General features: G+C 59.5%; 23 protein-coding genes and 1 pseudogene. 19 read left to right on the top strand and 5 right to left on the bottom strand.

The window, feature by feature from the left end; translation table 11 throughout:
* Window positions 1-15: 15 nt before the first annotated feature.
* Together EQV97_RS00855 and EQV97_RS00850 are read right to left on the bottom strand one after the other, a co-directional pair.
* A complete protein-coding gene (locus EQV97_RS00855; protein ID WP_240888150.1) occupies window positions 16-702 on the bottom strand; it encodes an N-acetyltransferase in 687 nt (228 codons plus the stop codon).
* A 438-nt stretch (window positions 703-1,140) separates the two neighbouring features.
* Window positions 1,141-1,893, bottom strand: coding sequence for a 3-oxoacyl-ACP reductase family protein (locus EQV97_RS00850; RefSeq protein ID WP_240888149.1), 753 nt, complete (start codon window positions 1,891-1,893; stop codon window positions 1,141-1,143).
* A 107-nt stretch (window positions 1,894-2,000) separates the two neighbouring features.
* Here EQV97_RS00850 and EQV97_RS00845 point away from each other — a divergent pair, with 107 nt between their 5' ends.
* The 3 genes from EQV97_RS00845 (at window position 2,001) to EQV97_RS00835 (ending at window position 5,213) form a co-directional block, all read left to right on the top strand.
* Window positions 2,001-2,939 (top strand): LysR family transcriptional regulator, encoded by a 939-nt coding sequence (locus EQV97_RS00845; RefSeq protein WP_240888148.1) that lies wholly within the window; start codon window positions 2,001-2,003, stop codon window positions 2,937-2,939.
* A gap of 16 nt (window positions 2,940-2,955) precedes the next feature.
* On the top strand, window positions 2,956-3,393 hold the full coding sequence (locus EQV97_RS00840) for a GNAT family N-acetyltransferase (RefSeq protein ID WP_201149785.1): 438 nt from the start codon (window positions 2,956-2,958) through the stop codon (window positions 3,391-3,393).
* Window positions 3,394-3,647: 254 nt separating this feature from the next.
* Window positions 3,648-5,213, top strand: a complete 1,566-nt coding sequence (locus EQV97_RS00835; RefSeq protein WP_122838572.1) for a PAS domain-containing methyl-accepting chemotaxis protein — start codon at window positions 3,648-3,650, stop codon at window positions 5,211-5,213.
* A gap of 234 nt (window positions 5,214-5,447) precedes the next feature.
* Here EQV97_RS00835 and EQV97_RS00830 read toward each other — a convergent pair whose 3' ends face one another.
* Complete coding sequence (locus tag EQV97_RS00830; protein WP_240888147.1) at window positions 5,448-6,221, bottom strand: IclR family transcriptional regulator C-terminal domain-containing protein; 774 nt, start codon at window positions 6,219-6,221, stop codon at window positions 5,448-5,450.
* A 144-nt stretch (window positions 6,222-6,365) separates the two neighbouring features.
* On the opposite strand from EQV97_RS00830, the gene EQV97_RS00825 reads away from it, so the two are divergent.
* The 5 genes from EQV97_RS00825 (at window position 6,366) to EQV97_RS00805 (ending at window position 11,545) form a co-directional block, all read left to right on the top strand.
* The gene (locus EQV97_RS00825; RefSeq protein WP_240888146.1) at window positions 6,366-7,184 is read left to right on the top strand and encodes a shikimate dehydrogenase; all 819 of its coding nucleotides are present in this window, start codon (window positions 6,366-6,368) and stop codon (window positions 7,182-7,184) included.
* Between the two features lie 31 nt (window positions 7,185-7,215).
* On the top strand, window positions 7,216-8,994 hold the full coding sequence (locus tag EQV97_RS00820; RefSeq protein WP_240888145.1) for an FAD-dependent oxidoreductase: 1,779 nt from the start codon (window positions 7,216-7,218) through the stop codon (window positions 8,992-8,994).
* Window positions 8,963-9,283, top strand: coding sequence for an NIPSNAP family protein (locus tag EQV97_RS00815; RefSeq protein ID WP_045057867.1), 321 nt, complete (start codon window positions 8,963-8,965; stop codon window positions 9,281-9,283). Before EQV97_RS00820 ends, EQV97_RS00815 begins: the two co-directional genes overlap by 32 nt.
* Window positions 9,284-9,351: 68 nt before the next feature.
* Complete coding sequence (locus EQV97_RS00810) at window positions 9,352-11,094, top strand: FAD-dependent oxidoreductase (protein ID WP_240888144.1); 1,743 nt, start codon at window positions 9,352-9,354, stop codon at window positions 11,092-11,094.
* Window positions 11,095-11,152: 58 nt separating this feature from the next.
* Window positions 11,153-11,545 (top strand): hypothetical protein, encoded by a 393-nt coding sequence (locus EQV97_RS00805; RefSeq protein WP_240888143.1) that lies wholly within the window; start codon window positions 11,153-11,155, stop codon window positions 11,543-11,545.
* Window positions 11,546-11,714: 169 nt separating this feature from the next.
* Here the strand turns inward: EQV97_RS00805 and EQV97_RS00800 are convergent, their stop codons facing one another.
* On the bottom strand, window positions 11,715-13,436 hold the full coding sequence (locus tag EQV97_RS00800; protein WP_240888142.1) for an FAD-dependent oxidoreductase: 1,722 nt from the start codon (window positions 13,434-13,436) through the stop codon (window positions 11,715-11,717).
* A 173-nt stretch (window positions 13,437-13,609) separates the two neighbouring features.
* Between EQV97_RS00800 and EQV97_RS00795 the strand changes: the two are divergent.
* From EQV97_RS00795 to EQV97_RS00785, 3 genes and pseudogenes are all read left to right on the top strand, one after another.
* Window positions 13,610-13,705: pseudogene (locus EQV97_RS00795) on the top strand (IclR family transcriptional regulator); the annotation flags it as partial.
* A 109-nt stretch (window positions 13,706-13,814) separates the two neighbouring features.
* Window positions 13,815-14,846: a Gfo/Idh/MocA family oxidoreductase gene (locus EQV97_RS00790; RefSeq protein ID WP_240888141.1), complete on the top strand. Its 1,032-nt coding sequence runs from the start codon at window positions 13,815-13,817 to the stop codon at window positions 14,844-14,846.
* A gap of 26 nt (window positions 14,847-14,872) precedes the next feature.
* The gene (locus tag EQV97_RS00785; RefSeq protein WP_240888139.1) at window positions 14,873-15,691 is read left to right on the top strand and encodes a sugar phosphate isomerase/epimerase; all 819 of its coding nucleotides are present in this window, start codon (window positions 14,873-14,875) and stop codon (window positions 15,689-15,691) included.
* A gap of 150 nt (window positions 15,692-15,841) precedes the next feature.
* On the opposite strand, the gene EQV97_RS00780 is transcribed toward EQV97_RS00785, so the two are convergent.
* On the bottom strand, window positions 15,842-16,618 hold the full coding sequence (locus EQV97_RS00780; protein ID WP_240888138.1) for a DNA-binding transcriptional regulator: 777 nt from the start codon (window positions 16,616-16,618) through the stop codon (window positions 15,842-15,844).
* 134 nt (window positions 16,619-16,752) lie between these two features.
* Between EQV97_RS00780 and EQV97_RS00775 the strand changes: the two genes are divergently transcribed.
* The 8 genes from EQV97_RS00775 to EQV97_RS00740 all read left to right on the top strand — a co-directional run bounded on the left by EQV97_RS00775 (window position 16,753) and on the right by EQV97_RS00740 (window position 25,704).
* On the top strand, window positions 16,753-18,411 hold the full coding sequence (locus EQV97_RS00775; RefSeq protein ID WP_240888137.1) for a bifunctional 3-(3-hydroxy-phenyl)propionate/3-hydroxycinnamic acid hydroxylase: 1,659 nt from the start codon (window positions 16,753-16,755) through the stop codon (window positions 18,409-18,411).
* 1 nt (window position 18,412) lies between these two features.
* On the top strand, window positions 18,413-19,366 hold the full coding sequence (gene mhpB / locus EQV97_RS00770; protein ID WP_240888136.1) for a 3-carboxyethylcatechol 2,3-dioxygenase: 954 nt from the start codon (window positions 18,413-18,415) through the stop codon (window positions 19,364-19,366).
* Window positions 19,367-19,383: 17 nt separating this feature from the next.
* Complete coding sequence (locus EQV97_RS00765) at window positions 19,384-20,247, top strand: alpha/beta fold hydrolase (RefSeq protein WP_240888135.1); 864 nt, start codon at window positions 19,384-19,386, stop codon at window positions 20,245-20,247.
* A gap of 14 nt (window positions 20,248-20,261) precedes the next feature.
* Window positions 20,262-21,068 carry a 2-keto-4-pentenoate hydratase gene (gene mhpD, locus EQV97_RS00760; protein ID WP_240888134.1) on the top strand — a complete coding sequence of 269 codons (807 nt, stop codon included), beginning with the start codon at window positions 20,262-20,264 and terminating at the stop codon, window positions 21,066-21,068.
* A 32-nt stretch (window positions 21,069-21,100) separates the two neighbouring features.
* Window positions 21,101-22,036 (top strand): acetaldehyde dehydrogenase (acetylating), encoded by a 936-nt coding sequence (locus EQV97_RS00755; protein ID WP_240888133.1) that lies wholly within the window; start codon window positions 21,101-21,103, stop codon window positions 22,034-22,036.
* Window positions 22,037-22,046: 10 nt separating this feature from the next.
* Complete coding sequence (gene dmpG, locus EQV97_RS00750) at window positions 22,047-23,066, top strand: 4-hydroxy-2-oxovalerate aldolase (RefSeq protein WP_240888132.1); 1,020 nt, start codon at window positions 22,047-22,049, stop codon at window positions 23,064-23,066.
* 85 nt (window positions 23,067-23,151) lie between these two features.
* Entirely contained in the window at window positions 23,152-24,360 is a 1,209-nt protein-coding gene (gene mhpT / locus EQV97_RS00745) for a 3-(3-hydroxy-phenyl)propionate transporter MhpT (RefSeq protein ID WP_240888131.1), read from the top strand.
* A gap of 72 nt (window positions 24,361-24,432) precedes the next feature.
* Window positions 24,433-25,704: an OprD family porin gene (locus EQV97_RS00740; protein WP_240888130.1), complete on the top strand. Its 1,272-nt coding sequence runs from the start codon at window positions 24,433-24,435 to the stop codon at window positions 25,702-25,704.
* The last annotated feature ends 14 nt before the right edge of the window (window positions 25,705-25,718 follow it).

Raw genomic sequence — 25,718 nt, 5'->3', positions numbered from 1 at the left:
AGGAGCGTTTGCATCTCACGCTGGCGCGGCCAACGCGGAACGCCGAGCCTTGCAAAGGCTATCGAGTCGCGAGCCGCTGTAGCGGGATTCGCGGAATAAACGCCAGCGCCCGAACAACCCGTAGACATGCCTGATCCTCCCCTGCTCACGATACCCCATACGAATGTGCGCTTTAAGGGCAGGAATGTTGTGCGCCTCACAGACGTCCACCACTTTGTTGCAGCCTTGTGCTTGCATGGCCTGCCACAGACAGATCTGACCATCGACTGACAGTGCCGTACCGAAGTAACGTCGCGTCATCTCGCCCCCGAAAGCGAAGAACTCGCCGTCCTTGACCGGGAACCAGCAGCCGTAATAATGGCGATCATGGTAGTCGCGTTTGCTGCCCCAAATGAATGCTACGGCATCACCCTTTTCGTCCAGGTACATATGCCCGGTATGCCCTTCGGCGGCCAGTTCGCGCATGATTTCCACTCGATCGCCAAAGTGCCTGGCGAACGCATCTGCGTTCCGAGTATCGATCTGGACCAAGCGTAATCCCGAATAGGGCCTGAGCTTTTGAGCTGGAACCGACGTGACCAGGTCACGCTCCATCCACAGTAACTCCCAGTGGAAAAACACATAGCGCTTCCACAGAGTATTAATGGTGCGACGCAGGCCTTTTCGTTTGATTCGCACTCGTAGCTGCTGCCATGCACTCATGAAACCTCCCGGTGGAGTTAGGGGCGATGTTCTAAAGCGTTTGGTGAGTGAATGCGCGATGGAAAAGCAGAAACGGCCATTTAGGGAGGGCGAGCAGCCAATGGGCTCCAACCAATACGACTGTTGCGATGAAGAGCCAACACTTCCATGCGCTTGAAGTGGGTATAGAACAGCGCTGCAAGTGCATGTAAAAAGACAACGCGTAGTTTTGTAACAAAGTATTCCGCTAGCGCTGAATGGGTCCAAGTCATTGTTGCAGATCACTCTTGGCCACTCAGCCCTTCGCGAAAAGCAACAATGACCCATTGGTACGGCAGGCGAATCATTCAGGCGCGGCGATGGTGCGAACCAGTGCCACCCATCACGGCATGCATTGGACGGCCAGAAACTGCCTGTCGATCGCTCAAAGTAACTTACCGCCCTCAATGAAAGAGTAAATCAGGCGGTGAAACCACCGTCAGCGACGATGTCTGCACCCGTAACAAAAGAGGCATCAGGACCTGCAAGAAATGCGACCACACTGGCAATTTCGTGAGACTGACCGTAGCGACCAAGCGCGATGCCGGGTTTCACGATATCACTCACCGGGCCGCCATCCGGGTTCATGTCGGTATCGGTTGGGCCTGGGTGAACAGTGTTGACGGTGATGCCTTTAGGTGCCAAATCACGCACCAGGCTGCGGTTGAAACCAGTGATCGCGCCTTTGGTCAGCGTATAGAGCGAGGCCGTCGGGAACGCTGCGTATCGTGTCATGGAAGAGCCGATATGGATAATCCGGCCACCGTCTTTCATGTAGCGAACGGCTTCCTGCGTGCCGATGAATACGCCCGTGACATTGACGGCGATCATGCGCTGGTACGTTTCAAACTCGATGCCCTCAATCGAGCCCCCGAGCGCGAGGCCGGCGTTGTTTACCAGAATGTCGAGGCGACCAAACATTTCAACGGTGCGTGCAACGGCTGCACGCACGGCTGCCGGATCGCCAGCATCAGCAGAAATCGCAATCGCCTGCCCTCCTTCACTGGCAATGGCTTGAACGACTTCTTCAGCCTGGGCAGGTGAAGCACTGTAAGTCAGCGCAACTGATGCACCATCGGCGGCCAGACGCTTGGCAACAGCCGCACCGATTGAACGGGAACCGCCAGTAACCAGGGCGACTTTTCCAGCGAGCGGGAGAGTTGGGCTAGGCATGAATATTTCACTCTTGGATTAAGGTGAAATCATCATGGCCTCGTGAAGATCAATTGATTAGAGTGTAATGACTTGAATCATTTTCAAGCATCAGTATCAGGTGAACCATGGAAACGCTGGCCAACCTCGAGTGTTTCGCCCGCAGCGCAGAGACTGGCAGTTTTTCGGCCGCTGCACGTCAACTGGCGCTAACCCCTGGCGCTGTCAGTCGTAATGTAGCCATCCTTGAGCGAAACATCGGCGTACGATTGTTTCATCGGTCGACTCGAAAATTGACGCTGACCGAAGCCGGCGAGCACTTTCTGGCGTCCATTGGCGGTCACCTGGACGCCCTGCAAAATGCCATCAACTCAGTCGCGACAGATCAAGGCGAACCGGCCGGCCTATTGAAAGTAAGCATGGCACCCACCTTTGGTATCAGCCAGATATTGCCATTACTCCCGGAGTTTCTGGCCAAGTACCCGCTGATTCGTCCTGAATGGCATTTCGAGAACAGGCAAGTCGATCTGATTGCCGAAGGGTTCGACGTGGCTATTGGAGGAGGGTTTGAACTGGCCCAAGGTGTGATCTCCCGCCCACTGGCCCCCGCTCATGTTATTGCAGTCGCTTCGCCAGCCTTCATGCGTGGAAGAACACTACCGATGAATCCGGGAGCACTCGAAGACCTGGAAGGAATCGTCATGCGCTCCGGTCGTACTGGCCGTGTCCGGCACTGGAGTATGCGTGACAAACGCGGCGTGGAAATGGCTGCCCGTGTGCGGGAAAGCTTTATCGTCAACGACCCTGCCGCCATGCGCGAGGCAGTCCTGCTTGGACTCGGTGTCGGATTCCTCGTGGTGGCGGATGTGCAGCGCTGGATAGAGCGAGGAGATCTATTGCGCCTGGTCCCGGACTGGTACGCCGATGCGGGAACCATTGCCATGTACTTCGCCACCCGCTCACTTATGCCAGCCAAGACCCGGGTGTTCATCGATTTCGTCAGCGAGAGATTTGAGCAGCAAAAGCTCGCCCACCGCTTTTCAGCAGTGAAAGCACCTAAGAGTTGAATGAACGGAGCAATAGATGGAAATCAAGATTGATACGTTGGATTCTCCAACAGAACAGGATCAAAAAGCTCTGGACAATAGGTTTACAGAATATCTTCGAATTCAATATCCCAATCTACAGCCAGAGTCGGAAGATAAAAAATTTATGGTGGTTGCACACGATGAAACAGGCGACTACATCGGTGCAATAAGCTGTAATTGTTACTGGAATGGCTTGGAAATTGACACGTTTTGGGTGAAGGAATCGCATCGCGGGAGAAAAGTAGGCTCTAAGCTATTGGAAAAAGCAGAAACGATTGGCGTCAGCAAAGGGGCAGAAGTTGCATTCCTAAAAACCTTTGACGCTAAACAGTTCTATGAACAGCATGGATACGAGATTTATGGTGTTCTTGAGGATCGACCAATCGGGACCAACCTGTATCACTTAAAAAAACGGCTAACAAAACATGCATGAAGACCGGTTCAAACCGTTCGCTTCGCTCACAGGGACGGGCTTAACCAGAGGCTGGTCAGCGTCCCCATTGGGTCGGATACTGCCTGAGGCACTATCGGCAAAAAATAGACGCTTCGCCGGAAGCCCGTTTTTGGTCACTAGCAGTGTCTAAGCCCCCCTCTTTCCGGACGCATGACCTGCCTTTTTAGCATGACTCATTAACCTTTCTCATATTGCAGCCGATGTCCATGGCTTAGGGCATAGGAGCAATACAGATGAGAAACAATCAACCGGTTACGCAGCGCGAGGTTGCCCTTGGGCCTCAACAAAAACTCATCTCGACAACGGATGCACGGGGCGTCATCACGTACTGCAATGACGCCTTCGTCGAAGTCAGCGGTTTTAACAAATCCGACCTGATCGGCGCGCCTCAAAACATCGTTCGCCACCCCGACGTGCCTTCCGCCGTCTTTGCGCATATGTGGGGTGCGCTCAAGCTTGGCAAGCCGTGGATGGGCATCGTCAAGAATCGCTCGAAAAATGGCGACCACTACTGGGTCAACGCCTACGTCACGCCGATTTTCCAGGGGCAAGAGGTTGTGGGCTATGAATCGGTCAGGGTCAAGCCGACGGCCGAGCAGATCCGTCGCGCCGAAGCGCTCTATAAACGCCTTAGCCTGGGCAAGTCGGCCGTCCCGGTCAGTGATCAATGGCAACCCGCCCTGCTCGCCTGGCTGCCGGTGTTGACCATGGGCCTGGTGGGTGCATGCGGCGGCGTGTTCCTCGGTATGTCGGAGGCGATCATTCTGGCTGTCGGGGTATCGGTGCCGCTCGGGCTATGGGTGTCGAGTCGACAGAACCGCGGCGCGCTGCGTCTGCTGAAAATGGCTGAAGCCTCAACCTGCGACGCGTTGCTGGCAAAAATGTACAGCGACGAACGTGGCCCCCAGGCAAGCCTTGAAACGGCGTTTATCAGCCAGGCCGCCCGGCTCAAGACGTGCCTCACCCGGTTGCAGGATACGGCGGAACAACTGACTGGCCTGGCCGGCAGATCCGACGGCCTCGCCACCGAAAGTTCCCGTGGGCTCGACCGCCAACGGGTCGAGACCGAGCAGGTGTCGGCCGCAGTCAATCAAATGGCCGCCACCACACAGGAAGTCGCCAGCCACGTCCAGCGCACCGCCGACGCGACCCAGGAAGCCAATGTGTTGACCGGGCGTGGACGCGAAGTGGCCCGGGACACCCGAGAAGCCATCCAGCGCCTCTCGGTGGTGGTGGGTGAAACCGGGATGACCGTCGCGCAACTGGCCAGGGACAGCAATGAAATCGGCACGGTAGTCGATGTGATCAAGGGCATTGCCGACCAGACCAACCTGCTGGCGCTGAACGCCGCCATCGAAGCTGCGCGAGCGGGCGACATGGGTCGAGGCTTTGCGGTAGTCGCCGATGAAGTGCGCCAGTTGGCGCAGCGCACGACGGAGTCTACGGCGCAAATCCACGGGCTGATTTCCAAGCTGCAGGTCTCGTCGAACAATGCGGTGAAAACCATGGAAAGCGGTCATCGCCAGGCCGAAGAAGGCGTGGCGTGGGTGCTTGAAGCAGATAAAGCATTAGTCGGGATCAGTGAAGCGGTGGCAAACATCACGGACATGACTACCCAGATTGCCGCAGCGACCGAAGAGCAGACCGCCGTAGCCGAGGAAATCAGCCGCAATATCACGACCATTGCCAATCTGGCAGACCAGACGTCTGAACAGGCCAGGCATTCGGCAGAGCTGAGCAAGGAACTGACCCAGACCGCTAAAATTCAGTATTCATTGGTCGAGCGATTCAACCGATAACCCGTCGATGGCTGCCCGTCCCGACGGGCAGCCATAAGCGGACGTTCGGTGATGACTGTTTACGACCCAAAGCTGCTCCGCTCGTGAAAGGAAGCTGACGGCCAAAAGCGGATTTTCACCATTTAATTGCTCAGAGTGGTTTGCGCCAATGGTAAATGGCTGCCACATCTAAAAGCGCCGCTGAACCGCCTCAGTGAGTTTCCCACGCAAGGCTGACCACCCAGCCCTTGAGATTCAACGCGTCATGATCGGCCGCAGCAGCGCCTGCCCTTCGTACAGCGTCGACAGATACCGCTCGCGCATGTCCTCAACAGTCATGCGCGATGCGTGAGTAGTCAGCGTCAGCGTTGCCTGTAATTGCCCTTTCCAATCAATCAGAGGCACGCTCAACACCCGCATGCCCACTTCATATTCCTGATCCACCATCACGTAACCACGCTCGCCCGCCAAGATGATTTCGCGGCAGATCAGTGCTTCATCGGTGAGCGTATAAGGCGTAATGGCCCGGGGCGGGTTGCGTTTGAAATATGCGCAAAGCGCCTCCTGCGAAAAACTCGCCAACCACAACCGTCCGCTGCCGGTGCAATACATCGGCACTCGTGAACCAGGGCGGATGGACATCGAGGTGATGTGGCTATAGCGACTACGCACCACATGCACAATGTCATCACCGTCGCGAACACCTACCGATACATGCTCCTGGGTGGTTCGTGCCACTTGTTCGACGATGGGCCTCAGCATGCGCGGCAGCACCGCGGAATCGACATAAGCCTGGCCGATTCGCAAGGTCTTGGCGGTCAGCCAGTAATGGCGACCGTCGGTCTGCGCAAAGTCGTCATGCACCAGAGTCAGCAGAAAACGCCGGGCGGCGCTCTGGGTCATATCGGCCATTCGCGCCACTTCCGGTACGCTCAGGCGCGGATGCTCCTGGGAAAACAACTGCAATAGCGCCAAGCCTTTTTGCAGGCCGACGATCAAATCCCGCTGGTGGATCGTAGGTTGCTTCATCACTTGACTCTTTATTGCGCATAGACCGCGATTATCGCACTGGCGATGCGATTATCAACCGAATCATGCACAAGCTCGATTGTTCGCCGCATTCACCGCTTGCAGTATCGGCCTTACAACAAAGCCAATACGCGGGTACCTCTCATGATTCAGGGTTCGACTGAACTAGTCGCCATCGTCGGCTCGCCTGTAGCCCAGGTGAAATCGCCGGAAAACTTTAATCGCTGGTTCGCCGACCACCAGCAGAACGTCTCCATGCTCGCCATTGACCTTGCACAGACCGCCCTGGATAACTTCGTCCAGACCCTGCGCGGCTGGCAAAACTTGCGCGGATGTGTGGTCACCGTCCCTTACAAACAACTGTTGGCCACCTGCCTGGATAGCGTCAGTGAACGCTCGGCGGCGCTACGCTCGGTCAATGTGATACGCCGCGAAGCCGACGGTCGACTGGTGGGCGATATCGTTGACGGCGAGGGGTTTCTCAACGCTACGCGCAAACACGGTTTCAGCCCCGAGGACACACAGGTTCTGGTGATCGGCACCGGCGGCGTCGGCAGCGCGATTGCGTACTCGTTGTGCCAGGCCGGGGTCAGCCACTTGGCCATCAGCGACATCAGCCACGAGCGCGTCGAGGTGCTCGGCGACCTTCTGCGCAACGCTTTCCCGGAAATTACGATCAGCGCAGGACCGGACTCACTTAATCACTTCGACCTTGTCGTCAACGCCTCGCCAGTCGGCATGAGTGCAACCAGTGATGACGGCCCGATGCCGTTGCCGACCGCGCTGATGCAAACCCTTAATGCCACAACCCTGGTGGCCGATGTCGTGACATCACCCGCGGTGACACCTTTTCTCGCCTTGGCCCGAAGACTGGGGTGCCCGATTCAGACCGGACCGGAAATGGCATTGGCGCAGTTGGGCAACCTCGGTCACTTCATGGGTGTGACGCCGCTGGAGATCTGACCCTCCGGCGCGTCCTTGACAGGCGATAACAATGAACACTACGACTTTCCTGCATTCTGCCAATGCCGAGCTGACTTATGATGTGATCGTCCTGGGCAGCGGCGCAGCCGGATTCGCTGCAGCGGTGACTGCCAGTTGCCGCGGCCTTAAAGTTCTATTGGTAGAAAAGACCGAGGCCTTCGGCGGTACGTCGGCGATTTCCGGTGGTGCGGTGTGGCTGCACGATACCGACCAGGCCCGTGCTGCCGGGCATCACCTGCCCGCCGAACAGATGCGCATTTACCTGAAAGAGGTGATCGGTACGGGCTACAACCCGCAATTGATCGATGCCTTCATCGAGCAAGGCCGCGAAGCCCTGCGGTACCTGGAAACCCACAGCGAACTCAAGTACAGCCTGAGACCGTTGTCGCCCGACTACTACCCGGACTTGCCGGGTGGCACGCAAACAGGTCGAGCGCTGGAAATCGACGAGTATGACGGTCGTCGCCTCGGCGAGCATTTCAAAGACCTCAAGCGCCCCCCGGATGGCATGCTGCTTTTCGGCGGCATGATGGTCAATCGTGTCGACATTCAGCACTTCCTCAGCTTCAAGCGTTCGCCGAAATCCCTCTGGCACTGCCTTAAACTGATCGGACGCTACGCCGTCGACCGCCTCAGCCACCCACGCGGCACCCGCCTGACAGTGGGCAATGCCTTGATCGCGCGCCTGGCCACCAGCGCTATGGCCAACGGCGTAGATCTATGGCTGCAAGCGACGGCCGAGGCGCTGATCGTCGAGCAGGGCTCGGTAAAAGGTGTGCAGATTTCCATGGGCGGAGTGCCCCGTTCCGTGTTCGCTCGTGGCGGCGTGGTGCTGGCCATGGGGGGGTTTGCCGCTGGGGCACAAGCCGCAGAACAGCGGCCTTGCACGGGTTCGGAGCATTGGAGCATGTCACCGCCTGCCAACGTCGGTGACGGGCAACGCTTGGCCGGCTCGGTCGACGCGGCAATTGGCGACAACCTGTCGGCGAATTTCTTCTGGGCTCCGGTTTCGGTGCTGCACAAGACCGACGGAAGTGTGGAACGCTTTCCGCATCTGGTCACCGATCGCGCTAAACCCGGAGTCATCGCGGTCAACCGTGCCGGTCGGCGTTTCGTCAATGAAGCCAATTCCTATCACTGTTTCGTCGAAGCCATGTTCGCCGAAGGCGGCGCCAATGCTCCCTGCTGGCTGATCTGTGACAGCGAAGCACTGAACAACTACGGCATGGGTTTGGCGCGTCCGCGCCCCGTCGACAACAGCGCACTGATCGACGCCGGTTATCTGTTGCGTGCCGACAGCCTCGCCGAACTGGCGCGCATGGCCGGACTGGATGCGCATTCTCTGGAGCAAACCCTGGCGCAATACAACGACGATGCCGAACGAGGCGTCGACCAACAGTTCGGCAAGGGAAGTACGGCCTACAACCGCTACATGGGTGATCCACTGTATCAACCCAATCCATGCCTGAAACCCCTGCGCAAGGCGCCGTTCTACGCGGTGCGTTTATTTACCGGCGATCTCGGTTCAGCCCGTGGCCTGGTCACCAATGGCCAGGCCAACGTGCTGAATCGCAGCGGAGCGCCGATCCCCGGCCTCTACGCTGCTGGCAATGAAATGAATTCAATCATGAACGGTACTTATCCTGGTCCCGGAATCACCCTTGGCCCAGGCATCACTTTCGGTTACCTCGCCGCCAGCGATATCGCTCGCCGGCTCGAACACAGCACTGCACAACCATCCCGCACTGGAGAACACCATGTACTACGAACTGCGCACCTACACGATTAAACCAACCAAGCTCGGCGACTGGCTGGCCCTGTACAAAAGCGCCGCATTGGCCGTGCAGCAAGAACACTTGGGCAACCTGGTCGGCTTCTTCACCACCGAAATAGGTGAAGTCAATCAAGTGGTGCACATCTGGGGCTACGCCAGCCTTGACGACCGCATGACACGCCGCAATGCCATGGCGGCCGATCCACGCTGGCAGGACTTCGCGCGGCAGAACAAGGAACTGGACGCCGTGGTCACGCTGGATTCACGACTGCTGCGTCCGACCGACTTTTCCCCGCTCAAATAACCTTTTCGCCGCGTTGCGCTGCTTCTGATCGGGAGCGGCCAACCTCATTCCCTCTCGCGGTAATTCTTATGTACATCAGCGATCCCCTGCTTTGTGATGTTCTGGTCGTCGGCTCTGGTGCCTCTGGCCTGGCAGCGGCGGTGACTGCAGCACAACTGAACCTCGACGTCATCGTTGTGGAGAAGGAGCCGCAGCTAGGCGGCACCAGCGCCTGGTCGGGCGGTTGGCTATGGATTCCGCGCAACCCATTGGCCATCGCCGACGGCATCGTTGAAGACCTGGAACAGTCGAGGATTTACCTGCGTCATGAACTGCGCAGCGAAGTGCTCGACCCGCGCGTAGAAACGTTCCTGGAACAAGGGCCGAGGATGATCGACTTTTTTCAACGCCATACCGACGTGCAGTTTTTCTCCGGCAGCAAAATGCCTGATTTTCACGCCAGCGAAGGCCATGTAAAAGGTGGTCGCTCGGTCTGTGCGCAACCATTTGACGGTCGTCGCCTGGGCCCTTGGATCAACAAACTCCGACGCCCGCTCGACATCATCAGCCTCGCGGGAATGGGCATCGCCGGCGGTGCCGACCTCAATCATTTTCTCAACGCCCGCCAGTCGCCGTCCTCATTGCTCTACGCCGGCAAGCGTCTGTTGCGCCATGCCCGCGACCTGCTGTTTCATGGCCGGGGCCTGCACCTGGTGAACGGCAACGCACTGGTTGCCCGCCTGCTGAAAAGCGCGCTGGATCGTAAAGTTCGCCTGCTGACCGACACGCCCGTACGCGAACTGCTGCGTGACGGTGAGCGCGTGTTCGGAGCGCGTGTCGAATCTGCCGGGCGCCTGATCGAGATCCGCGCTCGACGAGGCGTGGTGCTCGCTTGCGGTGGTTTCCCCCACGACCAGCAGCGCATCGCCCGCCTGTTCGGGCATGCCCCCAATGGCACCGAACATTTGAGCGCAGCGCCCAAAGGCAATACCGGCGATGGCTTGCGCCTTGGCGAAAGCGTCGGGGCGTGCGTGGCATCCGACTTGACCCATGCCGCAGCGTGGGCACCGGTGTCCCGAGTGCCACGTGAAGATGGCGGTTTCAGCGGTTTTGCGCATCTGATGGAACGCGCCAAACCCGGATTCATCGCCGTGCGCCAAAATGGCCAGCGCTTTGTCAACGAGGCCGACTCCTACCACGACTTCATGTGCGCACTGTTTGAGGCAACGGAACCTGGAGAATGCCCTGTGTCCTGGCTGATCTGCGATCACCGCACACAACGTCGCTATGGACTGGGCTGGTCCAAACCCTTTCCGTTTCCGACCGCCAGGTATGTGCGCGAGGGCTATCTGTTCAAGGCCCCGACGTTGGTCGAACTGGCACTCCAATGTGGCATCGATGCGCAGCAGCTCAAAGAGACCGTCAGCGCTTTCAACCTGGGCGCGGAACTCGGTCACGACCCACTATTTCAGCGTGGTGAATCGTTGTACAACAGAGCTCAGGGGGAAGTTTTACATGGGCCAAACCCGTCCCTCGGCAGTCTGCGCAGAGGGCCGTTCTATGCGGTGAAGCTGGTGCCCGGCAGCCTCGGCACCTTCGCCGGTCTCAACACCGATGCCTGTGCCCGCGCATTAGATGAACACGGCGCGCCGATCCCGGGGCTATTTGCCGTAGGCAATGACATGAACAGCATCATGAACGGCAATTACCCAAGCGGCGGCATCACGCTCGGCCCTGGAATGACCTTCGGTTACATCGCCGCAAGAGTTCTTGCCGGTCAGGCAGACGACGGAAATCAGCCGGTCGACATGAGCTTTTCCAAGGCAGAATAAATCGCCGGGGCAGATGAGCGTATGCGAAGTGATCAAGAAAAATTATCGGGAGTCTGCAATGAAAAATACACCTAGCAAGGCAATGCCTTCACGCTTGGCGTCCAGCTACCCAGATGTCCAATATGCATTGGACGCGAGCATCCCAAGCAAAAAAATGGACGTGGCAACTCGTATCGTCTTGTGGGCAGCAAATGAAGCTGGCCTGAACAGGGCCGATATAGTTGTCGCACTCTCAAAAAGAGACCCAGAGCTATTCGACGACCTTTTCGCCGAAATGGAGGAGCAGCAATTTAAACTGTTTGAGCGCGGAGACGAGATGCACCTATCGTTTTTCAGCAAGGCACGCGTATATAACGCTAGCGCTTGGTTGGCTCGTGGAGCCCCACATGAAGCAATATACGAGTCAACTTTTGCGACGGAAAAAACGCTCGTGGTTGCTGATTTTTTCTAGCACATAAACGGCTATGCAAGGATCTTGAGAACCACGGTTGGTGAGTGAGCTTTCAGTCAGCTTGTGGCGCCCTCGATGACGTTACTATTCCAGGGCTGATTGGCCATTGGTTGGCCCGCTGCTGGCCTTCAAACCCTGGGCATTAACGATGTGCGTCACGGTCGATCTCTTATTCATAAGTAGTGATGCCGGCGATATGGCGCGCGGCGATGTAGCCGAAAGTCAGCGCCGGCCCCAGGTTGATACCGCCAGCGGGGTAGTGGCCGCCCATGATGCTGGCCATGTCACCTCCCGCCGCATACAGGCCGGTGATGGCCCGGCCCGAGTCGTCGAGGACCTGGGCGTGTTGATTGACCTTGAGCCCGGCGAAAGTGCCGAAACAACCCGGTTCTACTTTCACGGCATAGAACGGCCCTTGTTCAATAGGCGCGACGCAGGGATTGGGCTGCTGCAGCGCATCGCCCTGTTTGCGGTTGTAGGGCGTCGAGCCTCGGCCGAACTGCGGGTCCTGGCCATTGCGCGCGTGGCGGTTGTAGTCCGACATGGTGGTGCGCAAGCCAACTGGGTCGATGCCGCAGGCCAGTGCCAATTCCTCCAGGGTCTTGCCGCTTTTCAGATAACCGCTGCGGATGAAGGATGACAGCGGTACCGGAAACGGCCGAGACATACCCAAGCCATAACGTCGCTGAAAGCCATGACTGCAGATTAACCAAGAGGCCACTGCTTCGCCGGGCGGGGAGCAGGCGACCATGGCCGTCACATAGTCGTAGTAGCCATTGGCTTCGTTGACGAAGCGCTGACCGTTGCTAAGCACACCGATGATCCCCGGCTTGCCGCGCTCGATGATGTGCGGAAAATGGCCGCTGCTGCCATCGCGGTGTGGCACTCGTGAAACCGGTGCCCAAGCCACAGGCGACACCTGCTGGGTGTCGACTCGGGCGCCGGCGCTCTCGCCCAACCGCAGGCCATCGCCAGACACGCCGAGGGGCGGCAGTGCCAAGTGTTCGTGTCCGGTCGGTGTGCGGGGGAACAGGGCCTTGCGCCGTTCGATGTCATTGGCAAAACCGCCGGCCGCGAGCACCACCGCCCTGCGAGCCTTGATGCGAATCGAACCTTTGGCGGTGCGAACCACAGCGCCCTGTACCTGATTGTTCTCGCGCAACAACTCGGTAACCGGTGCCGATTCCCACAGCAGCACGCCAAGATCGTCGGCGGATTTCGCCAGGCGCGCTACCAGCGCCACGCCGTTGACCAGTTGCATCGCCCGACCATGCACGGCGAGGTCTAGCAAATGGCGAGTGAAACGCCGTGTAACGTGCCAGGCCGCCGACCAAGAGCGGGTGAGGTTGAGAAACGCGGTAAGGTCTGCGCCCGCCATGATCGGCATGCCCATGAAGGCTGTTTCACGCATGGTTTTGCGCAGGCGCTTGAGCAAGTTGCCGACGTTGCGCGCGTCATAGGGCGCGGCGATCACCGAACGCCCGCCGGTACCGGCCCCCGGCGTGTCCCCATGAATGTCGGCAATCGAGTTGCCATCGGCGAATTGCAGCGAGGTGTGTTGTTCGAAGAACGCCACCATGCGCGGTGCGGCCTCAAGGAAGGCATCGATCATCTCCGGGTCATACCGATCGCCCAGTTCGTGTTCTAAGTAAGTGCGCGGTTGTTCAACGTCTTCAACGATGCCGGCACGTCGGGCCAAGGGATTGCACGGTACCCACGCCCAGCCACCGGACCAAGCTGTGGCGCCGCCGAAAACCGGGTCTTTTTCCACCACTATCACTTTCAGGCCATGCCATGCCGCCGTCACGGCCGTTGCCAGGCCGGCTGCACCGGAACCGACGATTAGTACATCGCAGTCGATGTCAGGGAGGCAGTACGGTTGGACAGGCATGGTTTGAGCTCCGACGCTTATTTATTGGAATTTGATTCCGAAAAATATAGTAAGCCGGAAAGAGGCGGCAAGTCGCTGATGCGCAAATTGGGCGGTTATCGGACACACAGCTCCAGATTTCGTATTTTTATGATGTCTTTTAGACATCGAGCAAATTTTGCGTGGATATCTTCATGGCGGGCGGTCAGATCTAACGTGTCTTCAGTGCGCTTGAAAGTCTCTCCAAGGACCCTCGGGGCCTGCCGATGCAGGTGCTGGCGGAGCAACTAAGTTGTGCGCTGTTCGAACACTTTCAAAGTACGCCTGTGTAAGAAACTGGAATCAGGTTCTAAATTGTTGAAATTCACCTTCCAACAATAAGTACAAGAGGACCGCTGCATGAGTTTGCCCCTTCGAATAGCCCTCATCGGTGCTGGCACCATGGGCCAGCAGCATTACCAGCATCTGAAAAACCTGACTGAAGCGACGTTGTGTGCAGTGGCCGACCCCGGGCCCCAAGCACCAGGTCTCGCGAAGGAGTGGGGTGTGGAATATTTCGCCGATCATCGTCAGATGCTGGAGCAGGTAAAGCCTGCCGCCGTCATTGTCGCCAACCCGAATGCGCTGCACGTCAGCACCGCGCTCGATTGCCTGGCTGCCGGCGTCCCGGTGTTGCTGGAAAAGCCAGTGGGCGTGCACCTGGATGAGGCCCGTGAGCTGGTGACTGCCTCGAAGTCGAGCGGCGTTGCGGTGTTGGTCGGCCATCATCGACGCCACAATCCCTTGATCGTGCGCGCCCATGAACTTGTCCACAGCGGCGCGTTAGGGCGGTTGAGCACCGTGACGGCGCTCTGGCAACTGCGCAAACCCGATAGTTATTTCGAGACAGCCTGGCGCCGCAAGCCCGGTGCGGGCATGTTGTTGACTAACCTGATCCATGATCTCGATCTGCTCAGGCATCTGTGCGGCGAAGTTCGCCAGGTGCAGGCCATCACCAGTAACGCCGTGCGTGGGTTTGCCAACGAGGATTGCGCGGCCGTGCTGCTGCAATTCGAAAACGGTGCGTTGGGCAGTCTGACCGGGGCCGATGCGGTGGCGGCACCCTGGAGCTGGGAGCTGGGTTCCGGGGAGAACCCGGTATATCCACGCCAAGCCGACCAACCGTGCTATTTGCTTGCGGGCACTGCGGGAGCGCTGAGTATCCCGCAACTCAAACGCTGGCACTACACGCAAGCGGACGGTGGATGGCATCAACCCTTGGTGCCGACTGACGAGCCTTACAGTGTCGATCAAGCGCTGCGCTTGCAGTTGCAGCACTTCGTGCGCGTTGCGCGTGGAGAGGTCGAACCGCTGGTCAGCGCCGCCGATGCAGCCCGCACCCTGGCGCTGGTCGAAGCGATTCGCCAAGCCGCTGAAACTGGGCGCGCCTGAGCACCCGCCTTGATCGAGGGTTGACCATGAGTGTACGAATTTTTTCCCTGGCCAGTCTGACTGTGCTGGAGTTGTCACCGCCGGACATGGTCGAAGTTGCGGCGCGGGCCGGTTACAGTCATGTCGGCTTGCGCCTGTTGCCGGCGACCCCAGAGGAACACCATTTTGCGCTGGTGGCCGATGCCGATCTGCGGCGCCAAACCCTGGCACGTCTGCGCAATACCGGCATTCGTGTCTTGGATATTGAAATCCTGCGGCTTAAACCGGACACCGTTGTTGATGATTTCGAGCGGGTACTGGCAGTGGGAGCCGAATTCGGTGCCAGCGAGTTGCTGGTGGCTGGTAATGATCCTGACGAGGAGCGCCTGACAGAAAACTTTGCCCGGCTATGCGATCTGTCAGCGCCCTACGGACTGCATCCGCACTTGGAATTCATGCCCTGGACCGACGCGCGTGATCTGCAGCAAGCCGTGCGCATCGTTGAAAAGGCCGAACGTGAAAACGCAGCAGTGCTGGTCGACGCGTTTCACTTCGATCGCTCTGGGTCACGGCTGGAAGATCTGGCCAAGGTTGCCCCCTCGCGCTTGCGGTATGCGCAGTTGTGTGACGTAGCGGGTCCCAGGCCTGCAGACATGGCCGAGATCTTACGGCAGGCGCGTAATGAACGGCGTTTTCCAGGCGATGGCAATTGTGATCTGCCAGGGCTGTTGCGGTGTCTGCCGGCTGACATCCCTTTGAGTCTGGAGATTCCCACCGCGAAACTGCTGGAGCAGGGCGTGAGTGGGCTGGACCGGGCGGAGATGGCATTGAGTAAAACCCTTCAATTGCTAGCGCGACTGACTTAGCTCCCGCGAAGTTTTTCACTATGAACTGGGCCCCCAATTACCATTAGCGCCCCGCTTCCGGTGTCGATCAGCTATTGCCAGAAGGTGTACGCCAGCCTGCTTGGCTGGCTATTGCTTTCCCACCACCCGCCCCTGACCAAACAGGCAACATCAGCCCAATTGAGCCTGGATCTGTTTCACTACGCCCTGCATCGCCGACAAGTAGCGACGAGCGGCTTCCTCAATGGGCATCGCTTTAGCGATGTACACCAGATTCAGGCAGCCCATCACCTGCTCCTCGTGCATGACCGGGATGGCAATGGCGGCGATCTTGCGTTCCAGGCCCCAGTGCGAGTTGTTTTCGCCATACCCCTTGGCCCGCGTGTGCTCCACCAGCCGATCGACAAAACGACGATCCGCGGCAAGCACCGATTGTTCGTCTTCGCGGCTGATCATGAATTCGATCAGCTCTTCCCGCTCGGCGGGTGGGCAGAACGCAAAGTACGCACGCCCGGTCGCGGTCATTAGCAAGGGCAGGCGCCGACCCACCATGGAGCGGTGAAACGACAGGCGGCTGAAACGATGAGTCGTCTCGCGAATGACCATGGCATCGCCGTCCAGCGTGCACAGGTCGGTGGGCCAGATGACTTCCTGCAACAACTCTCCGAGCAAGGGCGCGGCGATGGAGGAAATCCATTGCTCATCGCGAAAACCTTCACTGAGTTCGCGCACTTTCAACGTCAGACGATAGCTGTCATCCGACTCGCTACGCCGCACATAACCCTCAGCCTGCAAGGTCTCCAACAGCCTGCGCACAGTGGTGCGATGCAGCCCGCTCTGCTCAGCCAGTTGCGCGGTGCTGGCGCCGCCGTCGAAGCGGTTCAAGCCATTAATCAGTGCCAAACCTCGCATCAGGCCACGTACGGCTTTGTATTCGGTCTCGCTCATGGCTGGATCCTTTATCGTTGAAAATCAATCATGTGCACCCAGTGCACACTAACAAGGGTTGTCGTTGTCGACCAGCCCCGCGATTTCCATACTGGGCCCAATAAGAAATCCAAAAGCGCTGTACGGAGATGACCATGAGTTCTGCACCCACTCCTTCCTCATTGGACCTGACCACCGATGTCGCGATTATCGGCGCCGGCCCGGTTGGCCTGATGATCGCCAACTATCTGGGTCAATGTGGCGTGAACGTCACCGTGGTGGAAAAGCTCGAGAGACTGATCGACTATCCCCGCGCCATCGGTCTGGACGACGAAAGCCTGCGTACTTTTCAAGCAGTCGGCTTGGCCGACAACGTGCTGCCGCACACCACGCCGTGGCACGCCATGCGCTTCCTGACGCCCAAGGGTCGCTGCTTTGCCGATATTCAGCCGAAAACCGACGAGTTCGGCTGGTCACGCCGCAACGCGTTCATTCAACCCTTGGCCGACCGTGTTTTGTTCGAAGGTCTGGCGCGTTTTGCCAACGTCAAGGTGTTATTCAGTCGAGAACTCGAAGGCTTCGAGCAAAGCGACAGTGGAGTGGCGCTCACCCTCAAAAATTCAGAGGGTCGTGGCGAACGCTTGCAGGCCAAGTACCTGATTGGCTGCGACGGCGGCAACAGCCTGGTGCGGCGCAGCCTGGACATCAGTTTCGAAGGCAAGACCGCACCCAATCAGTGGATCGTGGTAGACATTGCCAACGACCCGCTGGCCACGCCCCATGTTTATCTATGCTGTGACCCCGTGCGTCCTTACGTGTCCGCCGCGCTACCCCATGGCGTGCGTCGATTCGAGTTCATGGTGATGCCCGGCGAAACAGAGGCAGAGCTGAGCAAGCCCGAGAACATGCGCAAGCTACTGGCCAAGGTATTGCCGAACCCGGACCACATCGAGTTGATCCGCAGCCGCGTCTATACCCATAACGCTCGTCTGGCCGGTCAGTTCCGTCAGGGCCGGGTGCTGCTGGCGGGCGATGCCGCGCATATCATGCCGGTGTGGCAAGGCCAGGGGTACAACAGCGGCATGCGCGATGCCTCGAACCTGGCGTGGAAGCTGTCGCTGGTGATCAAGGGGCTGGCGGCCGACAGCCTGCTCGACAGCTACGAACAGGAGCGCCGCGACCACGCCAAGGCAATGATCAATCTTTCCGTGCTCGCCGGCCACGTGCTGGCACCGCCGAAACGCTGGCAAGGCACCCTGCGCGATGGCGTGTCTTGGCTGCTCAACTACTTGCCGCCGGTCAAACGCTACTTCGTGGAAATGCGCTTCAAACCGATGCCGCAATACACTCGGGGCGCCTTGATCATGCCGAGTAAGAGGGGCTCGCCGGTAGGCAAGATGTTCATTCAGCCGAAGGTGTTGACTGACGCCGGCACCACTGTGTTGCTGGATGAAGTGATCGGCGAAAACTTTGCGATTATCGCCTGGGGCTGCGATCCGACGTGGGGCCTGACACCAGCGCAGATTACGCAATGGAAAGCCCTGGGCACCCGCTTTATTCAAGTGTTGCCGGATGTCCAGCTCAAAGCACCGAGTGATGCCGGCCCCGACGTGATCCGCGTCGGAGACAGCACCGGTCGTCTCAAGGAATGGTTCGCTCGCGGCACTTCGTCCATCGCCCTGGTGCGTCCAGACCGCTTCCTCGCCGGCCAGGCCATCCCCCAAACCGTTGACCAAGCCTGCGATGAATTGGCCCGTGCGCTCAAAGTCCTGCCGCAGCCGGCTGCGAAAGCTGTTGTCAGCAAGGTGGCTTGAGATGAATGCCTATGTGCATTGCTTATCTCACACACCACTGGTGGGCTACGTAGACCCAGAGCCACAAGTGCTGGCTGAGGTCGATGGCATGATCAGCGATGCCCGTGAACGCATCGCCCGCTTCGACCCGGAGTTGGTTGTGTTGTTTGGCCCCGACCACTACAACGGGTTTTTCTACGACATGATGCCGGCCCTCTGCATCGGCATGGCGGCCGACGCCATCGGCGATTTCGACACCGCCGCCGGTCCCCTGGACGTGCCCAAAGCGCTGGCTGAATCTTGCGCCCAGGCGGTGTTGGATGCAGGTGTCGACGCCGCTGTGTCTTATCGCATGCAGGTCGACCATGCGTTCGCCCAGCCGCTGGAACTATTGCTGGGTGGCTTACAAGGATGCCCCGTGATCCCGGTGTTCATCAATTCGGTCGCCGTGCCCCTGCCCGGCTTCAAGCGTGCCCGTCTGCTTGGTGAATCGATTGGCCAGTGGGCGCAGTCGCTGAACAAACGCGTGCTGTTCCTGGCTTCCGGAGGGTTGTCCCATCAACCTCCGGTGCCGGAACTGGCCAAAGTCGATGCGCGCATGGCCGATCGGCTGATGGGCAGCGGTCGCCAATTGCCAGCTGATGAGCGACAGGCGCGCCAGGAACGAGTCATCCAGGCTGCTCGGGATTTCGTTGAAGACCAACGCAGTCTGCACCCGCTAAATCCGGTTTGGGACCAGCAGTTTCTCGACACCCTTGAACAGGGCCGCCTGAGCGACCTCGATGCGCTGGGCAATGACGAGCTGTCGGCATTGGCCGGCAAGTCCACACATGAAGTGAAAACCTGGGTCGCCGCCTTCGCCGCCCTTAATGCCTTCGGCCCGTATCAAACCGAAGGTCGCTACTACCGTCCTATTCCCGAGTGGATTGCAGGCTTCGCCGCCCTCGGCGCACAGCCGCTGAACAACCACCATTGAATTCAAGGAACACTGCCATGACAGCCACTGCATTTACAGAAACTTCCACCAGCCGCTTTGCCCGTATCAAGGAAGGCGATCTGGACCTGCAACTGCACTACAACGACGTTGGCGAAGGTGCCGAAACCGTGGTCATGCTTCACGGCTCCGGCCCGGGCGCCAGCGGCTGGGCCAACTTCCATCGCAATATCGAACCGCTGCTGAATGCCGGTTACCGCGTGATCCTGATGGACTGCCCAGGCTGGAGCAAAAGCGACACGATCGTCAGCGAAGGCTCGCGCTCGAACCTCAATGCGCAAGCGCTCAAGGGCCTGCTCGATGTGCTGGAACTGGACCGCGTACACATCATCGGCAACTCGATGGGTGCCCACAGCACAGTCGCCTTCGCCCTGGAATATCCTGAGCGGATCGGCAAACTGATCCTGATGGGTGGCGGTACCGGCGGCCCAAGCGCGTTTGTTCCCCAGCCCACTGAAGGCATCAAGCTGATCGGCGCGCTGTACCGCGAGCCGACCATCGAGAACCTGAAGAAGATGATGAACGTCTTCGTTTTCGATGCCAGTGGCCTGACCGACGAACTGTTCCAGACCCGCCTGGACAATATTCTGGCGCGCCGCGATCACCTGGAAAACTTCGTCAAGAGCAGCACTCTCAACCCCAAGCAATTTCCGGATTTCAGCCACCGCCTGCACGAAATCACCGCCGACACCCTGATCGTCTGGGGCCGTGAGGACCGCTTCGTGCCGATGGACACCGGCTTGCGCTTGCTGGCCGGCTTGCCCAAAGCGCAACTGCACGTGTTCAACCGTTGCGGCCACTGGGCGCAGTGGGAACACGCCGAGAAGTTCAACCGCATGGTCCTGGACTTCCTGACCCATTGATCACCGAGGCCGACATGAACCTGACTCAAGACACACTGCGACAGCTCGCCGCTGACCTGCGCCAGGCCGAAGCCCAAGGCGAAGCCATCGGGCCACTGCGCGAGCAGATCGGCGAAAACAACGCCGAAGCCGCTTACAGCATTCAGCGCCTCAACGTCGACCACGGCGTGGCAAACGGCCGTCGCGTGGTCGGCCGCAAGATCGGCCTGACCAATCCCAAGGTGCAGGCGCAGTTGGGCGTCGACCAGCCAGACTTCGGCACCCTGTTCGCCGACATGTGTTACGGCGATAACGAAAGCTTGCCGGTGAGCCGCGTGCTGCAACCGAAGATCGAGGCCGAAATCGCCTTGGTCCTCGAACGCGATCTACCCCGCGCGGACACTACATTTGCCGACGTAGTGGCCGCCACTGGCTGGGTCGTCCCGGCACTGGAAATCGTAGGCAGCCGCGTGCAGAACTGGAACATTCGCTTCGTCGATACCGTGGCGGACAACGCCTCCAGTGGCTGCTTTGTATTGGGGGGGCCGGCTCGACGCATCGACGGACTTGACCTGCGCCAAGCCGGCATGCGCATGACCCGCAACGGTGAAGAAGTCTCCAGCGGCAGCGGCGCCGAGTGCCTTGGGCATCCGCTCAACGCGGCCGTCTGGCTGGCCCGGACCATGGCTCGCCTCGGCGATCCGCTGCGGGCGGGCGACATCATTCTGACCGGCGCACTCGGGCCGATGGTGGCGGTGGCCGGTGGTGATCGTTTCGAAGCTGAAATTGAAGGCATCGGCAGAGTCGGTGTGGACTTCACGGTAGACAGTAGCGCCGAGTGATCGGCGACTTGCGTGCACATGAGGCAAAAACAATGAATAAACTCAAAGTCGCCATCATTGGTTCCGGCAACATCGGCACCGACCTGATGATCAAGATCCTGCGTAACGCCAAGCATCTGGAAATGGCGGTGATGGTTGGCATCGACCCGGCCTCGGACGGCTTGGCCCGCGCCTCGCGCCTGGGCGTGGCGGTGACCCATGAAGGCGTTGAAGGCCTGACCCGCATGGACATCTTCAAGGACATCGACTTCGTGTTCGATGCAACCTCGGCCGGTGCCCACGTCAAGAATGACGCTTTCCTGCGCTCGATCAAACCTGGTATCCGCCTGATCGACCTGACCCCGGCAGCCATCGGCCCGTACTGCGTACCGGTAGTGAATCTGGAGCAGAATCTGGATCAGCTCAACGTCAACATGGTCACCTGCGGTGGCCAGGCGACGATCCCGATGGTCGCGGCCGTATCGCGCGTGGCCAAGGTGCATTACGCCGAAATCGTCGCCTCGATCGCCAGCAAGTCCGCCGGCCCCGGCACTCGCGCCAACATCGACGAGTTCACCGAGACCACGTCTAAAGCCATCGAAGTGATCGGCGGCGCCGCCAAGGGCAAGGCGATCATCGTGATGAACCCGGCCGAGCCGCCGCTGATGATGCGCGACACGGTGTTTGTGCTGTCTGAAGCGGCCGACCAGGTGCTGGTCGAGGCGTCCATAGTGGAGATGGCGGCGGCGGTGCAGGCCTATGTGCCGGGCTATCGTCTCAAGCAGAAAGTGCAGTTCGACATCATCCCCGAAGACGCGCCGCTGAACATTCCCGGCCTGGGCAGATTCTCCGGACTCAAGACCTCGGTGTTCCTCGAAGTGGAAGGCGCAGCCCATTACCTGCCGGCTTACGCCGGTAATCTCGACATCATGACCTCCGCTGCCTTGGCTACCGCCGAGCGCATGGCGCAGTCGATGCTCAACGCCTGAGGAGACCGACATGACCTTCAATCCCGGCAAAAAAATCTACATCTCCGACGTGACCCTGCGCGATGGCAGCCACGCGGTTCGCCATCAGTACTCGCTGCAGAACGTGCAGGACATCGCCCGCGCTCTGGACAAGGCCAAGGTCGATTCGATCGAAGTTGCCCATGGTGATGGCCTGCAAGGTTCCAGCTTCAACTACGGCTTTGCGGCGCACACTGATCTGGAATGGATCGAAGCCGCCGCCGACGTGATCAGCCACGCCAAAATCACCACCTTGCTGCTGCCCGGCATCGGTACGGTTCATGACCTGAAAGCCGCGTACAACGCCGGTGCCCGGGTAGTACGCATCGCCACCCATTGCACCGAAGCGGATGTCTCGAAACAACACATCGAGTACGCCCGCGAGCTGGGCATGGACACCGTCGGCTTCCTGATGATGAGTCACATGATCCCGGCCGAGCAGTTAGCCGCGCAGGCCAAGCTGATGGAGAGCTACGGCGCGACCTGCGTGTACATGGCCGACTCCGGTGGCGCGATGAACATGCAGGACATTCGTGACCGTTTCCGCGCGTTCAAAGCCGTGCTCAAGCCGGAAACCGAAACCGGCATGCACGCGCACCACAACCTGAGCCTGGGCGTGGCCAACTCCATTACCGCGGTCGAGGAAGGCTGCGACCGCATCGACGCCAGCCTTGCCGGCATGGGCGCCGGCGCCGGTAACGCACCGCTTGAAGTTTTCATTGCCGCCGCCGAACGCCTGGGCTGGAACCACGGCACCGACCTGTACACGCTGATGGACGCCGCCGACGACATCGTGCGCCCGCTGCAGGATCGGCCAGTGCGGGTCGATCGCGAGACCCTGGCCCTCGGTTACGCCGGGGTCTATTCGAGTTTCCTTCGCCACGCCGAAATCGCCGCTACCAAGTACGGCCTCAAGACCCTGGACATCCTCGTCGAACTGGGCAAACGGCGAATGGTCGGCGGTCAGGAAGACATGATCGTCGACGTGGCGCTGGATCTGCTCAAACGCTGAACCGCGCATCACCCCCGGCTGGTCGCCCACGCAGCGGCCGGACGGGTTTGCTTTGCCCACTACAAAAATAAAACGGGTATTCCACATGACATCGCTAAACGTGATAACACCGTTACACATGGCGCGGACCATCGGTCTGTGTTTCCTCGTCGCCCTGATGGAAGGCCTGGACCTGCAAGCCTCGGGGATCGCCGCCCAAGGTATGGCGGCGGCTTTCCAACTGGATAAATTGCACATGGGCTGGGTCTTCAGCGCCGGCATTTTCGGCCTGCTGCCCGGTGCCTTCCTGGGCGGCTTGCTGGCTGATCGTATCGGCCGTAAACGTGTATTGATGGCGTCGGTAGCCCTGTTTGGATTGTTCTCGCTGGTCACTGCAATGGCCTGGAACTTCAACAGCCTGTTGGTTGCCCGCTGCCTCACGGGCGTGGGCCTGGGCGCCGCGTTGCCTAACCTGATCGCCCTGAGCAGTGAAGTGGCAAGCCCGCGCCTGCGTGGCACCGCCGTGAGCCTGATGTATTGCGGCGTGCCGTTGGGTGCTGCACTCGCAGCCACAATTGGCATCGCCGACCTGGCCGGTGGCTGGCAAGTGGTGTTCTATGTCGGCGGAGTGGTGCCGCTGTTGATTGTGCCGCTGTTGGCACTTTATCTGCCCGAGTCGGCACAGTTTCTCCAGCGCGGCCAGAACGTCGCTCCGACCGGCGTGGTCCGGGGGCTGTTTCGCGAGGGTGCGGCCCTGCCGACCGCGATGATCTGGGTCAGCTACTTCTTCACGCTCATGGTGGTCTACATCCTGATCAATTGGCTGCCCAGCCTGTTGATCGGCCAAGGCTTCAGCGGTACCCAGGCCAGCTGGGTGATGCTGGCGCTGCAATTCGGCGCAGCGACCGGCACCTTGCTGCTGGGCTGGGTCATGGACCGCTTGCCGGCCTGGGCGCTGTCGGCGCTGATCTATCTCGGCATTCTCGCTTCGCTGACCGCCCTGGGTCTGGCCAGTCAGCTGCAGAGCATGCTGGTGGCCGGGTTCGTTGCCGGCTTTTTCGCGACGGGCGGGCAATGCGTGCTGTATGCCCTGGCACCGCACTTCTATCGTCCGTCCGTGCGTGCGACAGGCGTCGGCTGCGCGGTCGCCATCGGCCGATTGGGCGCCATGAGCGGCCCATTGGTGGCCGGCAAGATGCTCGCGCTGGGCACCGGCACCGCCGGGGTGATGCTGGCCTCGGCACCGGGGATTGTCATAGCGGCGCTGGCAATGTTTTACCTGTCAGTGCAGCGCAACGGCTCGCAAGCCGACTGACTTTCTACCCGTTACACCCCGCGTCGCGATGGGCGCGGGCTTACTCCAACAACAATAAAAGTGAACACTGCCATGCTCAGGAATTCTCTTGCGGCGCTCAGCGCCTGCGCCTGCGTTTTGTCCCTTGGTCAGGCTGGTGCCAGCGGTTTTGTCGACGACAGCCACGCCGATCTGGTGATGCGCAACTATTACTTTGACCGCAACTACGTGAATGCCACGTCTCAGACCGCGGCCCGCGAATGGGCGCAGGGCTTCATTCTCAATGTGCGTTCCGGTTTTACGGAAGGGCCGGTGGGGTTCGGCCTTGATGCTCAAGGTTTGCTGGGTGTGCGCCTGGATTCCTCACGCGCCCGCGCCGGTACCGGCCTGCTACCGTATAGCGCCACCACCCGTGAGCCGGCCGATGAATATTCGGAGCTGGGCCTGACGGCCAAAGTCAGGGCTTCAAAAAGCGAGCTGCAATTGGGCACCATCAGCACGTTCCTGCCGATCGCTTTCGCCAGCCCTACTCGCCTGCTGCCACAGACGTTTCGCGGCGCGTACCTCAAGTCCCAGGAAATCGACAAGCTGACCCTGCACGGCGGCTGGCTCGACCGCATCAACCTACGCGACTCCACCGACTACCAGAAAATGTCGGTGGCCTCGCCCAACGGGCGCTTCAACGGTGCGGCTGAGTCCGACCGCTTTTCCTTCCTCGGAGGCGACTACGCCTGGTCACCGCAACTGACGCTAAAGTACTACCACGCAGAACTCGCGGACCTGTACCGCAAGGACTTCTATGGCGTTGTCGACAATCGGCCGATAGGCCCCGGCAGCCTGAAAAGCGACTTCCGTCTGTTCGTCACGGATGAGGACGGCGCGGCCAAAGCAGGCACAGTGGAGAACCGCAACGCAGCCCTGATGCTGACTTACAGCCTGGGAGCCCACAAATTCGGCGCCGGCTACATGCAACTGAGCGGCAAGACAGGCATGCCGTACCTGTTCGGCACCGAGCCGTTGGTGATCACCGAGGGCTCCCTGAGCTCCGACTTTCTGAATCCCAAGGAGCGCAGCTGGCAGCTGCGCTATGACTACAACTTTGTCGCACTGGGTCTGCCCGGACTCAATGGCGTGCTGCGCTACGTCAGCGGAGATAATATCGAGTTGCCCAAGTTGGGCGGCAGCAACCTGAAGGAAAGCGAAAAGGACATCGAACTGAACTATGTGCTTCAGGGCACGCCTCTCAAAGGCCTGGCCCTGCGGGTGCGCAACGCCTGGTACCGCAACGACTTCAGCGCCCAGGCCAGTCATCGGGATGACAATGAGCTGCGGGTGAATGTCGATTACACATGGAAGTTATGGTGAGTTCCGGCCGGTTC

Origin of the sequence: Pseudomonas sp. TMW22090 (assembly GCF_022496665.1) — a bacterium.
Taxonomy (GTDB): domain Bacteria; phylum Pseudomonadota; class Gammaproteobacteria; order Pseudomonadales; family Pseudomonadaceae; genus Aquipseudomonas; species Aquipseudomonas gregormendelii.
Note: the sequence above shows the minus strand (reverse complement) of the source record. Positions and strands in the feature narration are given on the sequence as shown.